The organism is Collinsella sp. AM23-17 (assembly GCF_003470945.1).
Lineage (GTDB): Bacteria > Actinomycetota > Coriobacteriia > Coriobacteriales > Coriobacteriaceae > Collinsella > Collinsella aerofaciens_O.
The window spans coordinates 1-14,563 of record NZ_QRHU01000025.1; the positions used below are offsets into that span (position 1 = coordinate 1).

Here is a 14,563-nt window from a genome sequence, read left to right on the forward strand (position 1 = left end):
TTGGTGCGCAGGAAGGGCTCCGGGTCGGCGATGGAGTTGTCGTTGTGGCTCTCCGCGGCGTAGTGGACGATGGCGTCATGGCCCGGGACGATGCGGTCGAGCAGCTCGGCGTCGCAGATGTCGCCCACCACGAGCTCCACGCGGTCGGAGGGCAGGCCCGCGATGTTCTCGGGGTTGCCGGCGTAGGTCAGCTTGTCCAGGACGGTGACGTGCACCTCGGGGTGGTTGTTGACCACGTAGTGCACGAAGTTGCTGCCGATGAAGCCGCAGCCGCCAGTGACGATGATGTTCTTGGGTTCGAAAATCTCAGACATGAAAATCCAATCTGAAGCATGTACAGCTTCTTTAGTATGCCGCAGGAAGTGACGCCGCGACGCTATTCAACAAAACTATCGGACATTTCGGCATGCGATAAGAGCCATAACCTTCGCAGAATTACCTCCTGTACAAAACGCCTCCGAAATGCAGTCTTTGTCGTAGTGAAAAACCGAATCCCCAGCTATTTCACGTAAGTACTTATAGAAGAAATCCTCCCAGCTTTTATACTTCTCACTGTTTACAAAGGCTTCTGGGGTTTCCAAAACCGTCTTAACATCTAGCCCTGAAATTACGCCGGAGCTCAGTAGAAGCCACTCGAATGATTCGGGAAGACAAACCGTAACAGTATCGCGGTGAATGTCTTGCAGCTTAAGGACGCGGTCCGCATAGCACCCAAATGCCGCCCCGTCCGCGACAACAAACACGCGATCGTCGAGATGCTGATCCAACCAGCGCAAAATCGCGCTGTTCGTCATGGCCGAAGTGCAGGTAAGCTCACTGTCAGCGAAATGCCGTTCAAAGAACTGGAAACCAGACTTACTGTCCTCGCATAGAAGGATAGAAAAGTCCTGTTTTGGCGCCGACCGGGAAATAGCATAACGATGATTCCCGCGATCTTGATAAACAGGGACGAAAGAATGGTATTTTCCGCTCGTCTTAATCTTGTAAATCTCATCCACGCTATACGGAAGATTGGGGAAATCAGCCCTTGAGATCAGCACGAAATAATTCGAGGAATACAGCACATGATGGGCAAACTCATCAGAATGGATCTCTTTTAAGCCCTCATCGACAAATACAATCGAGTCATGAACGGACGAAAGCTGGTTTCGCCAATCATAATCGGTCAGGGCGACACAGGGACAATCGCATTGCAAGGAAACGCCCGACTGCTCGCCCGTTCGCATGTAGTCTGCGACCATGTCAAACAGTGTCGTCTTACCCGTGCCGCTATCGCCACGCACAATAGTGATGTTCCGCTTGATGGTAAATGTGTACTTGGTTCCCCTGCGGCGGGAAATCTTAACGAGATGCGAACCGTTCATAAGCAGTACCTACAGATACGGGATCGACTCGTGAATCAAATCGGCCATGCTGTGAACGATTCGGCCGCTATTCACGACTTTAATTTTAAAATCCTCGCGACCAAAGTCCATCACATGATAGAGATTCACAACGAGCTTGCGGCCTTTCGCCATGTCGAGAATCCACTTGGCACAGTTGTCACCACAGGTAGAAGCGTTAAAAATATGCTTACGATCAAATCTCATAAGCAGCAGCGTTTTCACGCCACCAGAAAGCTGGAGTGGGGAGATGGATCCAAGCACAGGGCTTTCGATGACGTTTTCGGAGACAACAACCGATCGATCGACATCTTTAATTATCGAGACTGCATAGGGATCCGTAATCCAAGAAGACCGGTAAGAGTTTTTGAAATATGTCGCTGTGTTGTAAATCGCTTCTGGCATATCGCCAAAGTAGACGCTTAACACATCCACTCCCAATCATATTGTCTTTATGGTCAACGTAATCATAACGAAAGGGGCCACCAGATAAACGGTGACCCCTAAAGAAAACAAGCTTGCGCTAGTACTCGCGCGGGCTGTTGACGATCTCGCCGGCGGCGACCTTCTTGAGGTGCTGCCCGTAGACCGACTTGCCGTAGGCCTTGGCCGCCTCCTCCAGCTCGGCGGTCGTGATCCAGCCGTTCTCCCAGGCGATCTCCTCGGGGACGGACACCGGCAGGTCCTGGGAGTGCTCCACGGCGCGGACGAACTCCGCCGCCTCGTGGAGGCTCTCCATGGTGCCGGTGTCCAGCCACGCGTAGCCGCGGCCGAGGGTCACCACGGACAGCGTCCCCTCCTCCAGGTACATCTGGTTGAGCGTGGTGATCTCCAGCTCGCCGCGGGCCGACGGCTCGACCTCATGCGCCTTGGCGGCCACGTCGCCCGGGTAGAAGTACAGGCCGGTGACGGCGTAGGAGCTCTTGGGGCACTCGGGCTTCTCCTCGATGGAGACGGCCCTCCCCTCGCCGTCGAACTCCACGACGCCGAAGCGCTCGGGGTCGTCCACGTGGTAGCCGAAGACCGTGGCGCGGCCCGACTCGGCGTTCTGGACGGCGCGCGTCAGGTGGCGCGACAGGCCGTTGCCGTAGAAGATGTTGTCGCCGAGCACCAGCGCGCACGGCTCTCCGCCGATGAAGTCCTCGCCGATGGTGAAGGCCTGCGCCAGGCCGTCGGGGCTGGGCTGCTCGGCGTAGGACAGGTTCACGCCGTAGCGCGAGCCGTCCCCGAGCAGGCGCTCGAAGTTGGGGAGGTCCGTCGGCGTGGAGATGACCAGGATGTCCCGGATGCCCGCCAGCATGAGGGTGGACAGCGGGTAGTAGATCATGGGCTTGTCGTAGACCGGCAGCAGCTGCTTGGAGGTCACGAGCGTGAGCGGGTACAGGCGCGTGCCGGACCCGCCGGCGAGGATGATGCCTTTCATAAAAATCCTCTCGATTGACAATCGTTGAGCAAAAGCCGCTGATTACAGATGCATAGTTAATTAAATTATACGCACCGGCAGCAACCTCCCCGTCTTCTTATTTAAATCGGACAGCAGAAACACGCAACTCTTTCTGCATTTCTAGCGAGGCAACAAATGAAAAAGTACAATGAGCAGTGTCCAACAAACGAAAGGCAAACAATGCGAGTCGAAACAACCGGAGTATGCAGAGGAAACTGGAAAATCTACCAGCAGCTTAAGATTGAAGGCATCCATAAAGGCTCCAGCGTAACAGCCCAGGCGGCTACAGACGATAACCGCTGCTTGCCTTTATCCCTCCTAAAATTCCGGGACAATAGCTGTGATTCGAACTCATACGTCCTTGTAATCCCCGATCCCGATGCTCGCGCAATCAAAATTGAGTTTAGCGAAATCGGCAAAGACGGTCGTAACCTGAGCAGCGACTCCCTTTCGCTCAATTGCAAGAACATCAAATGGGAGTCGCGTCTTAACTACAAAATTAAACCTGACATGTGCAGCAAACTCAGAAATTACGATGACGTTTCAGAGTTTGAGATGGCGACGATTGATTTTTGGCAGTGCATCGAAGATTCAAACGAGTATATCCTGAGGTGCACGGTTAGAACACCGTACCGCAACGACTCGCAAATCAAACTTCGCTGCCTCGATCGGTTCCTCAATGAGGTTGAGCTGAGCATAGTCAACTTCGGCTCAAATGTAACGAGTGTTGGATTTACATCCGAGAAAAAACAACTTGAAACACAGCTCTCGATCCGCATGCCAAAGGCGTTTGATCGTTACTACTTTATAATTGGCGATCAAAATCACCCTTCATTCAGTGCATTTGACTGCTTAACGCCTGATAAATTAGGCTTGCTTCTTGAGGAGACCAACTTCCTCTTTACCCATGCGCAGTTTGACCCTGAATACCCCGAATGGTTTACAGAGCATAAGGCAACCATTGGCGCACTGGAGAAGCAGAGAAAAATCGTCTTCAATAGCGCTCCGAAATTCAGCATCATTGTCCCTCTTTACAACACGCCCATTTCGTTTTTTAACGATATGGTCGAATCCGTAAAAAACCAGTCTTATGCAAACTGGGAGCTCCTCCTAGTTAATGCAAGCCCTGACAATCAGGAACTAAAGGCTCGCGTTGAGCAGGAAACAGCCCGCGACAACAGAATTAAGTCAATTAATCTTACCGAAAATAAGGGTATTTCCGAAAACACAAACGCAGGCGTTGCCGTAGCTTCGGGCGATTTCGTTAGCTTCTTTGACCATGACGACATTCTTGAACCGGACTTGTTGTTCTCATATGCCGAGGCAATTGAAAACAATAATGGCGTCGATCTTCTTTATTGTGATGAAGATAAACTCATGCCCGATGGAAAGTTAGCGCAGCCGTTCTTTAAGCCGGATTTCAATATCGATCTGCTCAGAAACAATAACTATATCTGCCACATGCTTACCATCCGTAAGTCCCTGCTAGACACTCTAGAGCCGAACACAAAAGAGTTCGATGGAGCACAGGATCATAATCTGACTCTCCGCGCCGTGGAAAAGGCAAGGAAAGTTCATCATGTTGCGAAGGTTCTATACCACTGGCGCCTAAGCGAGACCTCCACCGCAGCAAATGCCGATAGCAAGCCGTATGCCACTATCGCAGGTATCAAAGCGGTCCAGAGTCATTTGGACAGGCTTGGGCTCAATGCGAAGGTCGAACAAGCGCGTCGTCCCTTTACATATAAAGTAACCTACGCTGTGCCAGATTCCCACCCACTCGTGTCAATTATCATCCCGACTAAAGACCACGCCGACATTCTGAACAACTGCATTACATCAATTGTTGAGAAATCAACGTACGACAATTACGAGCTCGTCATAATCGAAAACAACAGCACAGAAAAGGTGACGTTCGATTATTACGATAAGTTGCAAGCAAAATATCCTGACATCGTTCGTCTTGTAACTTGGGAACACGAATTCAATTTCTCCAAGCTCATGAACTTTGGCGTTGCTCACGCCAAGGGCGACTATCTCTTGCTATTGAATAACGATACTGAGGTAATTACGCCCAATTGGATCGAGACCATGCTTGGCATCTGCGCACGTGAGGATGTTGGCGCAGTCGGTGCAAAACTCTACTATCCCGACAACACCATTCAGCACGCGGGCCTATGCGTCACTGGCGGCGTGGCGGGACATCTTTGCCAGAGCATGCCAAGGAATAATTGGGGCTACTTTGCACTCAACGATGCGCAACAAGACTTCAGCGCTGTCACTGCAGCTTGCATAATGACCAAGCGTAGCGAATATGAGAAAGTCGGAGGTTTCACCGAAGAGCTTCAAGTTGCATTTAATGATGTTGACTTTTGCTTAAAGCTACGCGAGATTAACGACCTGATCGTATACACGCCCGAAGTCGAGCTCTATCACTACGAGTCGATTTCTAGAGGCGTTGAAAACAATACGGAAAAGCAGATTCGGTTCCACAAAGAAGTCGCATACATGAATTATCGCTGGGCAAAATACTATGTCGAAGGCGATCCGTACATTAACCCAAATTTCAGCGTGGGAGAACCCGGAAATCGCTACTATCATTTATAAAGTGTTAGCTTAATTCTGCGCTTTCTAATTTTAACCTTATTAAAATGCGACTAATAGATAAGGGAATCGAGGGTCAACCCTCGATTCCCTTACTATGAATAATTGCATTCCATACATGATATACAGTTAAGAAGCGTTTGTGATTCGATACACAAGCAGGCGTTGATTCCGCATGCTGGCCAGAATCCGCATCATTCCAAAGGCGTATTTAAAACCCAGCCCCACTGTGGTATAGCGGTAGTGTGGTAGTAGTTCAGCCACCAAGCAAGTGATGTTGTCCTGATGTAACCGATGTTATCCATAACCATACCGTTTCCGATATAAATAGCAATATGGCCCCAGCGGGCACCAGCACTTGTATGAGTATGCGTAGGGACCGCAACGATCATTCCAACTTTAAGCTGAGATATATCTCGGCTGTAACACCAATTCCAGAACATGTCGCATGCGTCGCCGTTGGGATATGACCCCAGCACGGGGTAAAACACATGGCTAACCCACTCCGAGCACAGTCCCGCCCCAGGAGAAGGAACGCTATGGCAACGATTAACGATCTGGGACTGCAAGGAGGCGCGCGCGGAGTGCTCAGGCTCCACCCAAGCACCTGAGGCATTAAAGAAATACTCGGAGTCTCCAATTCTGTTCCAGCCATTTACCATTTGTCCAGAAGACATAAGGTAGTACCACGTTCCATCATCATCGAGGAACCAGCCAGTATTCATAGCTCCGGATTCGTTGTCGAGGTGATACCACCTACCGTCAATGAATCGCCAACCGCGCTGCAGAACCCCATCTGAGTCTGTGTAAAACCACACCTGTGCAGCTGAGGACCAATACCAGCCAGCGACAGGCTTTCCCTCGGGATCCCTGAGCTTAATTCCACCCGCGCCGTCCTTGACGCCCGAAAGCACAATCGCACCACTGCTGCACGCATAATATACGTTTTCATCTTGTGAGAAGACCCAAGTGTTGCACTTTAATGCACCGCCGCTATCCGGATCCAAATAATAAATGGAGCCATTTACAGTTTGAAATCCTTCCAGCATGGCGCCATTATTATTGGGGTCTAGCAAATACCAGCTAGAACCATTGTAAAACCACCCGGTACGAATCTCTCCCGATGCGTTGGAGCAATACCATGCCCCATCGTTAATAAACCAACCGGAGCTCATAGAACCGGATTCGGAAAAATGATACAAAGAGCCGTTAACAAGCCTAAAGCCCGTAGCCATTAATCCAGAAGGCTCAAGCCAGTACCAAGTATTGCCAAGGAGTAACCACCCGGTCTGCATAGCGCCCGAACTGTCCAAATAGTACCAGCTATCATCAATTAAAACCCAGCCGGTCTTCATTGAACCCGATGTCTCGTCAAGGTAGAACCAGCGCCCACCGGTGGCAGCCCATCCCTTCAAATGTGCACAGGAGTTAGAAAATAAATGCCAGCCATCGTTCAAGTATTTCCAGCCAGTAGCTGCATAACCTTCGGAATCAAAATAATACTCCGCCCCTCTAATGGACAGAAAACAGTTTGACGGCCAACCACCAGCCTCATATCTCCACCACCATTTACCGTTTTGGTAGGCCCAAGAACCAGGAAGAGCGATGTTATTATCAGAGGAACGAACGATCTGGAACGACAGTTGAGAGGTAACGCCGGCGTAATTCCCTAGCCCATTCACTCTTATAGTGGCGCAGCCAGGGGCAACATTATCTGAATACGTGACTTCATAATCGATTCCGCTTGCTAGCACAGAACCGCTGGCAGTCAAAACAGAGACATCAGGAGTAATCACATCGCCAGTATATTCATATATCGACGAATCGATAGATGCTTTGAAATTATCGGAATCCAAAGTCAAACGATCGCTACCTGATGTCCCAAATGCTTCCTGACCCGATTGAACCAAAGAGCCATCAGTGCCTTCAGCCACGCAATCTTCAGTTAATGAAAATGCGATTGCGGGCCATAAAAGAGAGATGAAACAAATAGATGTTAGACAAACCACGCTGATTAAACTCAGATGTCGATTTTTCATCATTTTTCTCTTCTCGCCAAATCAAATTAACCTTTGAATATCCAGATGCAGTCGACCCAGAGATGCAGTTCCCAAATTAATTAATATGCAAGACAACTCGCTTGATACGTTGCACCAGATAAAACGATAAGACACTCAACATAGGGATTGTCTATTTGTTAGACAATCCACAACCAGCAGTCGAGCGCGATCAATGGTGCACAAACTTAGGAGCCCTAATGAGGGATAGCCGAAGGAACTGAATCAAACCATGTATTGAGCTCATTCATGATCAGACCTTTTCTCAAGCTCTTTTTCGAGCAGGGCAATCCTATGAGTAAGGTTTTTGATCGCCAAAACATGACGACTCGCGGCAACGCTAAGAGACAGAGAGATTGCAAGCAACAGCACGATTGCACCCAAAAAAAGGAAATTGGCCGGGTTGACAAACCCAATAGCTGTTGAACAACTATAAATAATCTGAGGACATAAATCACAGATCAAGGCCGCCATACACATCAAAATCCACAGCAAAGAGTACTTAAGAAGCATCTTTCCGTTGGACACGAGACGTAAAACATAGACGAGGAATCCGCCGAAAAAGAGGGCCGCACCAATCCTCAAAATAAGATTCATTATTTGTCTCCCCTATGAACCCAGCACACAAGGACAATGGCTAACGTAACCTTGACCATATAGTAGACGGAAGAGAAGCCCCCGATAGATGAACGTCCACCTTGGCGCTCATTCATCTTTACAGGCGCTTCCATAACGGGAAGACCAAGCTTCATAGCCAAAGCAATCGACTCTGGCTCCGGGTAGTCATCAGGATAACTCTTGCAGAACAGGTCGATAGCATCTTTATTGCAGGCCCTAAAGCCAGAAGTGGGATCGGTGACCACCTTACCCGTAAGCAACTCGAGCAAAAATGAAAGCCACCTGATTCCAACACGACGCATAAAAGTTGATTGAAAACCATCAGTCTCAACCAGAAATCGAGAGCCTATCGCCAAACTCGCACCGCTCTCAATCAGCTTTACAAGCTCAGGAATATAAGAAGGATCATGTTGGCCATCGCCGTCAACCTGAATGTCGATATCATAGCCAAATCTCTGGGCATATTTATGGCCCGCTTGGACCGCTCCACCGATACCAAGGTTCTGCGGCAAATCCAATATGTTGATACCATGCTCTCGACAAAGCTCAAGCGTTGTATCTTGTGAGCCGTCGTTGATTACGACATAGTCATAACCCGCAGCTTTTATAGCTGCAACGGTATTGAGAATGCACTCCTGTTCGTTATAGGCAGGAATTATTACGAGAACACGCAGATGTCCTTTTGAACATGTCGTTGAAGTAAAAGACAATCGAGATTCATCCATTCCAAAAACAGTTGGCTCTTAGCGACGCCCAAAGAATTTGCGACTCTTACAGTCCAACGCATAGCTTAACTCAGACTTAAGTTTACTTTATCCTGTCTAACCATTAGGAAGTTACATCTCAAGCTTAGATATTTAGCTTGCTCAACTAGGGCACACATGGAGTCCCCATCCATCACCGCAGGAAAAGGACCCCTTGCAGTTCTGCCTCAAATACGGGGCGCATGTCCTGAGCGAACCCTCAACGCCGTCCCATTCGATCCAATCGAATCCAACTAATTGCCCACTCCTACTATAACCATGACCTATATCGCTAATTTAGAAAAAACGGATATACAGAAGCTCGAACATCACAAAATACAGCAGCGCAAATGGAGCCCCGAGCATAAAGGCTGTAACTTTAGCCTTCACCTCCTCATCGCAGTAAATAGGGAACCTGAGCAATAGACAGGCAAAAGGTATTATCAAAGGTATGAGATATCGCGCTTGGACACCCGCAACTGTCTGGCTTCCAACTCCTGTAAAAGCGATGTATAGAGCCAAAGCAACTAGGTGGCAAGTAGCAAGAACCAGGAATAGAGTCCAAACAATTCCGCAACGGCTAAGCTTTATTTTAGTATCTTTTTCATTATCAATAATGCAAATAGCTTCAAACAGCATGATGGGGAGATACGAAAGCCATGGGAACAGATTAGACACGTCCCCAAGATAAGCCATATTCGTTGATATTGAATTGAGAAACGCCGGGGTCAGCATCGATCCAAAAACGAAATTCGAGATTACAGCTATAGTTCCAACTGGATTTGCAAGCACTCCCGTCGTTTGACCAGCCGTAGAGACTTCGGAGCCACCACGTGCATCAGAAATATTATTTACGACAGATGAGAAATATGGCGTCAAGAAAGATAGGATCATAATGGCACAAACGAATAGAGCAGTACCAATCAAGATACGTCTTTGCTTGCTTGAAACATATTTATTTGCAGGAATTAAAAGCGCAAGTCCAAATAAGGGAAAATAAATCGCTTTAGCTGCAAACCCGATTGCAAAAGATAGTAGAAATGCGAAGAACGTTTTAGCAGAAATATCCTCTTCAGAAATAAGCATCTTCAACAAAAGAGCTGTTCCTAGCAAACTGAACGATATCACACAGGGATCATACGAGTAACTGGCTGCCATTAACACAGCAGACGGGAACAACGCAATACAAGTGAAAAGACATTTTCTGCAAGGGGCTATACGAATTGCGATTCCGCAGATAACTGCATACGCAAACAAATTAAAAATTTTACCCAATGCAAATTTGATAGAGAATGGGAGATGAAGCAAGCGACCCAAACAAAGGCCGATAGATGAAGGAATATAGGCAATTTTAGAAAGAGCCACACTATCAAAACAATTAAAACGTTCGATACCTTCAGCTAAATCATTTTTATCAGCCTCTCTGACCAATTGCTCAACAGAGCCACGGTTAAACTCTCTTGTTTCATCTATTGGGTACTTACCCAAAGCTGCATCCAAACTAAAGCCGTCCCCCATATAAAACTGCTCGACTATCATTCGGTCAGAATTTGTTATTTCAGCATTTGTGAGGTAGGAAAAACTGTTTGCATTTCCATAGTGGACCTCATCATCCCATGTCAAAAAATTTGTAACGGGAAAGCAAATAATTACGGATAGACCAATTGAGACAATGCATGCGAAAGCGAACAGTTCGGGCTTCAGATAAGAAATGCCCCCATTAATAGCAATCAATCCGATCAAAACCGTAATGGGCAAAGCAGACGCGAACAACACCGTCTTTGACTTATCGAGCGGAATGCCAATAAAAGCGATTAAAACAGCAAAGCCAACAAAAACCGCCAAATAAAAGAAACACTTCTTAGCATCAGTTTTCTTAACCGAGGTTACGAAGCTCTTCATCAGGCCATAGCAAAGCTCAATTCCCTGGAACGCTAAAACTAAATGAAAGCATATAACCAGACCTGAGATATTCCATGCACCAAGACCGAAGGGGCCAAACGTCTTCGCGCCAGCCAATATGATGAAAACTAGCAGAAAGCTGCTGAGGATACTGGACGCGACGAGAACGGTTATCTGACGAATAGCATCACCGCTCGACTGTGATTTCGGTTGCAAATATAAGCACGCAACAGCAACGACATCGCAAAAGAGTTCAAGAATGAATAGATTTAAATTCTTATAGTGCAATGATGTCGCGACAGCTAACAAAAGAAGTCCCAGCCCAAAGATGGCAAGCGCGTACTCGCTTTTCTTAATTGCAGGATTATTCAAAACGTGCATCTCCAACTAAAGACAAAATCGAATAGGATAAGTCGACAATAACAAATTCGGGTCTTAGATCCAACTTCACTCAAAAGCTAAGTAAAAGCCAGCCAAGTATCACTTAGCAAATACAAAACGCCTTCTCGACATCTATAGCAGTGGCGTCCCAGCTATATCGATTTTCAACAAGGGCCCTAGAGTTTCGAGACTGTAGAGAAAGCAGCTTTCGATCATCAAAAAGCCTGCATAATGCCGAAACCACCTCATCAGATGACATGGACTGAATTATCGTGCCGTAGCTATCATCTGGAATAAGCTCGTGCGCGCCTCCCACATCTGTTACCACAGCAGGCGTTCCGCAAGCTGAAGCCTCAAGAAGTACCGTCGAAAAGCCTTCGGACCGAGTTGGAAGACAAAGCACATCTGCTTGCTGAAGTAAGGAGGAAATGTCCTCTGCGCTACATCTCCCAAGCCAAAACAAGTTCGACGAACAGGCTTCCTTGACTTCATTGGCCAGCGGACCATCCCCTGCAAGAACAAAACAAATATCACGCTTGGTAATATCCTTTGCGCGAGCTGCCTCAATAATTGAATAAATTCCCTTTTCAGGAATAAACCGCCCAACAAAAGCCACAACTAAAGATGATTGAGGGACACCTAATTCTGATCGGAAATCTCTACCCGAAGAGATGCTCCTATAAATTGAAGCATTGATTGAGTTCGATATTACGCCCTTTGCACCGATATTAAAATGCTGAAGCCATTCAACGCTTTTAGAAGAAATCCCATAGAAATCAGGTTCAAACGTCTTTACGCGATCAGTAATCCAATCCTCATATCGGCGCACAAAATAATCAAGGAATGGCTGATTGAAAGAAAGATACGCTGAACCATGGTCGAGAACGACGGCCCTAGTGTTATGATCCACAGCAAACTTCAGCCCTTCGAGTGAGAGGGGGAAAAGCCTCGTGTTGATAAGTACGCCGTCCCACTCATAATCATCAAGGCTTTGCAGGAGCCGGTAATAATCGCCGGTTTTTTTGGGAAGAGGAAGCCTTCCATCAAGCAATGAAATACATGGAAGCCGAATTATCTCGAGACCGTTTTCGACTGAATGACCGACTCCTACGCGCATTGAATCATTAGTAACGATAACCACCCTGTCGCCGCGGGCAGCTAGGGCATGAGCGAGACCATCGACAAAATTACCAATTCCACTAAGTTGCGGGTGATAATGATGGGTGAAAATACAAATAGAAGAACTCATTACATAACCTCATCTGGTAAAGATTTCATATCCTTAATTCTGCGCAGTCCAGACTTCACCATCCCCAAAGTCAAGCAGAAGAGGAAGATGGGTATGTCGATTTTCCGGCTCCGGAATTTTCTTCCATTCGCCATACATCGTTGTAAGATATTTATCCGTCATACGAGGAACGGGGAATTCACTGCCTTCGAAAACCGCACTGCTCAGAGGGAAAATCTCTGAAAAAGGCACTGGCGCCATATTCGGCCAGCTTAACGTCAGACAATAATCAGAGACCTCACCCGTATTTGAGTCGGCAATACAGGAGTCGAACAAATCCTGGTAAGAGCATGCGCCTCGAGAAACCAGTCGTTCCACTACGTGTATAGCAGAACAACCAATTTGCTCGAGTTGTCCAAGGAACCCTTTATGAGGGACAACAATGGAAGAAGAGTGATATAAATAAGCTCTTTTCTGTGCAATTGATGCAGTTCGGACTTGTTTTGCACGAAGGCGTTTATCTGTATAGAGCTGGTCATATGGAAAGATGTCGACAAAAATACCCATCGAACTGGAAGCCTCTCGAGCCTCCTGATTCTCGAAGCGAGTTTCATCGCGATACACCTTAGCAAACATCGCAGCATAGCCAATAGTATTCCGCGATGTATGGAGCGAATATCCTTCCGGTAAACCATCCTCGGCTAAAGAGCAAAAGCGGTCATAGTCTGAACGCATCATTCCGATATCTATATCATCATCCCAAGGGATAAACCCCCTATGACGCATTGCTCCTAAACATGTTCCGCCATCAAGCCACCACCTGATGCCGTGCTTAGAGCAGAATGCAGCGACAACCTGAAGGATATCCAATTCAGTGTTTTGAAGCTTTAATAGCGCGTGAGCTTTAGACATCATCGGCCTATCTCTTTTCCCCAAACCATTCTTGCGTCTGTTTCCCCAAAACAAAAGACTGATAAATAAGGCAAATAGCATTGGATATAAGCGCCGTTACAGTAGGGCCATTTAAGCCAAACAACACTTGCGCGGGAGCCATGACAGCAACAGCACTGATTAAGGACAATATGCTGCCAACAAATACCCCTCGGTAGTTATCAAGAGAAACCAGCAAATCGTTGACAAACCAAGCAATGCCAGTCAAAAAGGCACAAGCCAACATAGGCTGAAGGAGATCAGAATGTTTGGCTATTCCAGCGCCATAAAACAAAGACAGCAATAATTTGCCGAAAAAGAAAAGCGCAACTGCTGATATGACGCCGACAAATAAAATACCGGCAAGTATTTTACCTATAAGCGTAAAAAAGGACTTTTCCCTAGAATAGTAACGCTCTACTAAATAACCTAATAAAGGATTATAGATATACGTCGCACCCATTTGGATAATTGCCACGGGAGCAGCAACTGATGCATAAATGCCTAGAGCAGAATCTCCGAATGTATAAGATAAATACTGCCTTGGAATATTCGGCGCCGCAGAAGCAGCAATGCCGCCCAGAACGATGGGCAAACAGCCACATAGGAAAGCTCTGACCTTCGCTTGGGTAATTCCAAGTTTGATTGCAGAGATTCGATTTGATCTCGGATAATCGTAAATAACATCGATACCTATAGTCACTACCGTCATTAGCAACAATGCACCTTCGAGGCTATTTAACAGCCCAAAGACAACAATGAACGAAAGGAGAGAACCAATGCCCTGCATTATGAGGGATTTCCCAATATAGTCCATCCTATGGCCAACCTGATCATTGGCATGCATGACATCAATAACTAAGCCGGCGGTTTTATAGAGAGCATACAAAAGAACAGCAGGCACCGTATCAATACGACACGTCGCAATGGAATAGACGGCCAACATTGCAAACGCCATAAACGTAGTAAAGAAACGAAAAGTCAGGTATTCACCAGCAGAGTTTTTCCTTTCAACATCTGCAATTTGTACCGTGTACATCCTGTATTGGGCCAATTGAGAAAACATGTTGAAAATAGACATAGCAAGGGAATAAATTCCAGCAGCACTATATCCATCAGACAGTCGAACGACCAATATAGTGATTAGCCATTGACAGCCTAAATTCGTCAACGAGCCAACGGTATTCCAGAACATATTGTGTTTAATCGAAAGAGTCTTCTCTGTGGCTTCCACAAATATAAGCGCCCTTCTGAACAAGTCGCGATTCGGATAC

At 47.1% G+C, this 14,563-nt stretch carries 12 protein-coding genes; 1 reads left to right on the forward strand and 11 read right to left on the reverse strand.

Annotation, left to right across the window (positions count from 1 at the left end; translation table 11 throughout):
* From DW645_RS08630 to rfbA, 4 genes are all read right to left on the reverse strand, one after another.
* A partial coding sequence (locus tag DW645_RS08630) for a GDP-mannose 4,6-dehydratase (RefSeq protein ID WP_118227261.1) occupies positions 1–314 on the reverse strand: 314 nt, incomplete at its 3' end.
* Between the two features lie 75 nt (positions 315–389).
* Positions 390–1,364, reverse strand: a complete 975-nt coding sequence (locus DW645_RS08635; RefSeq protein WP_118227251.1) for a hypothetical protein — start codon at positions 1,362–1,364, stop codon at positions 390–392.
* Positions 1,365–1,373: 9 nt separating this feature from the next.
* Positions 1,374–1,811, reverse strand: coding sequence for a DUF4869 domain-containing protein (locus DW645_RS08640; protein ID WP_117786258.1), 438 nt, complete (start codon positions 1,809–1,811; stop codon positions 1,374–1,376).
* 94 nt (positions 1,812–1,905) lie between these two features.
* On the reverse strand, positions 1,906–2,805 hold the full coding sequence (gene rfbA / locus DW645_RS08645; RefSeq protein WP_118227252.1) for a glucose-1-phosphate thymidylyltransferase RfbA: 900 nt from the start codon (positions 2,803–2,805) through the stop codon (positions 1,906–1,908).
* A gap of 156 nt (positions 2,806–2,961) precedes the next feature.
* Between rfbA and DW645_RS08650 the strand changes: the two genes are divergently transcribed.
* On the forward strand, positions 2,962–5,433 hold the full coding sequence (locus DW645_RS08650) for a glycosyltransferase (protein WP_117786519.1): 2,472 nt from the start codon (positions 2,962–2,964) through the stop codon (positions 5,431–5,433).
* Between the two features lie 191 nt (positions 5,434–5,624).
* Here the strand turns inward: DW645_RS08650 and DW645_RS08655 are convergent, their stop codons facing one another.
* The 7 genes from DW645_RS08655 to DW645_RS08685 all read right to left on the reverse strand — a co-directional run bounded on the left by DW645_RS08655 (position 5,625) and on the right by DW645_RS08685 (position 14,523).
* On the reverse strand, positions 5,625–7,472 hold the full coding sequence (locus DW645_RS08655) for an N-acetylmuramoyl-L-alanine amidase family protein (RefSeq protein WP_117786520.1): 1,848 nt from the start codon (positions 7,470–7,472) through the stop codon (positions 5,625–5,627).
* Between the two features lie 258 nt (positions 7,473–7,730).
* On the reverse strand, positions 7,731–8,084 hold the full coding sequence (locus DW645_RS08660) for a DUF2304 domain-containing protein (RefSeq protein WP_117786521.1): 354 nt from the start codon (positions 8,082–8,084) through the stop codon (positions 7,731–7,733).
* Positions 8,084–8,815: a glycosyltransferase family 2 protein gene (locus tag DW645_RS08665; RefSeq protein WP_229025531.1), complete on the reverse strand. Its 732-nt coding sequence runs from the start codon at positions 8,813–8,815 to the stop codon at positions 8,084–8,086. Before DW645_RS08665 ends, DW645_RS08660 begins: the two co-directional genes overlap by 1 nt.
* A gap of 330 nt (positions 8,816–9,145) precedes the next feature.
* Positions 9,146–11,122 (reverse strand): DUF2142 domain-containing protein, encoded by a 1,977-nt coding sequence (locus DW645_RS08670; protein WP_158564980.1) that lies wholly within the window; start codon positions 11,120–11,122, stop codon positions 9,146–9,148.
* Positions 11,123–11,234: 112 nt separating this feature from the next.
* The gene (locus tag DW645_RS08675; protein ID WP_117786524.1) at positions 11,235–12,380 is read right to left on the reverse strand and encodes a glycosyltransferase family 4 protein; all 1,146 of its coding nucleotides are present in this window, start codon (positions 12,378–12,380) and stop codon (positions 11,235–11,237) included.
* A gap of 33 nt (positions 12,381–12,413) precedes the next feature.
* Positions 12,414–13,274: a phosphorylcholine transferase LicD gene (locus tag DW645_RS08680; protein WP_158568713.1), complete on the reverse strand. Its 861-nt coding sequence runs from the start codon at positions 13,272–13,274 to the stop codon at positions 12,414–12,416.
* 4 nt (positions 13,275–13,278) lie between these two features.
* A complete protein-coding gene (locus DW645_RS08685) occupies positions 13,279–14,523 on the reverse strand; it encodes a lipopolysaccharide biosynthesis protein (protein ID WP_118227254.1) in 1,245 nt (414 codons plus the stop codon).
* Between the last annotated feature and the right edge of the window lie 40 nt (positions 14,524–14,563).

What these genes read in the sequence shown, in the direction of transcription:
- DW645_RS08635 (WP_118227251.1), bottom strand. Translation starts at nt 1,364, where the DNA reads ATGAACGGTTCGCATCTCGTTAAGATTTCCCGCCGCAGGGGAACCAAG.
- rfbA (WP_118227252.1), bottom strand. Translation starts at nt 2,805, where the DNA reads ATGAAAGGCATCATCCTCGCCGGCGGGTCCGGCACGCGCCTGTACCCG.
- DW645_RS08650 (WP_117786519.1), top strand. Translation starts at nt 2,962, where the DNA reads ATGAAAAAGTACAATGAGCAGTGTCCAACAAACGAAAGGCAAACAATG.
- DW645_RS08660 (WP_117786521.1), bottom strand. Translation starts at nt 8,084, where the DNA reads ATGAATCTTATTTTGAGGATTGGTGCGGCCCTCTTTTTCGGCGGATTC.
- DW645_RS08655 (WP_117786520.1), bottom strand. Translation starts at nt 7,472, where the DNA reads ATGATGAAAAATCGACATCTGAGTTTAATCAGCGTGGTTTGTCTAACA.
- DW645_RS08680 (WP_158568713.1), bottom strand. Translation starts at nt 13,274, where the DNA reads ATGATGTCTAAAGCTCACGCGCTATTAAAGCTTCAAAACACTGAATTG.
- DW645_RS08675 (WP_117786524.1), bottom strand. Translation starts at nt 12,380, where the DNA reads ATGAGTTCTTCTATTTGTATTTTCACCCATCATTATCACCCGCAACTT.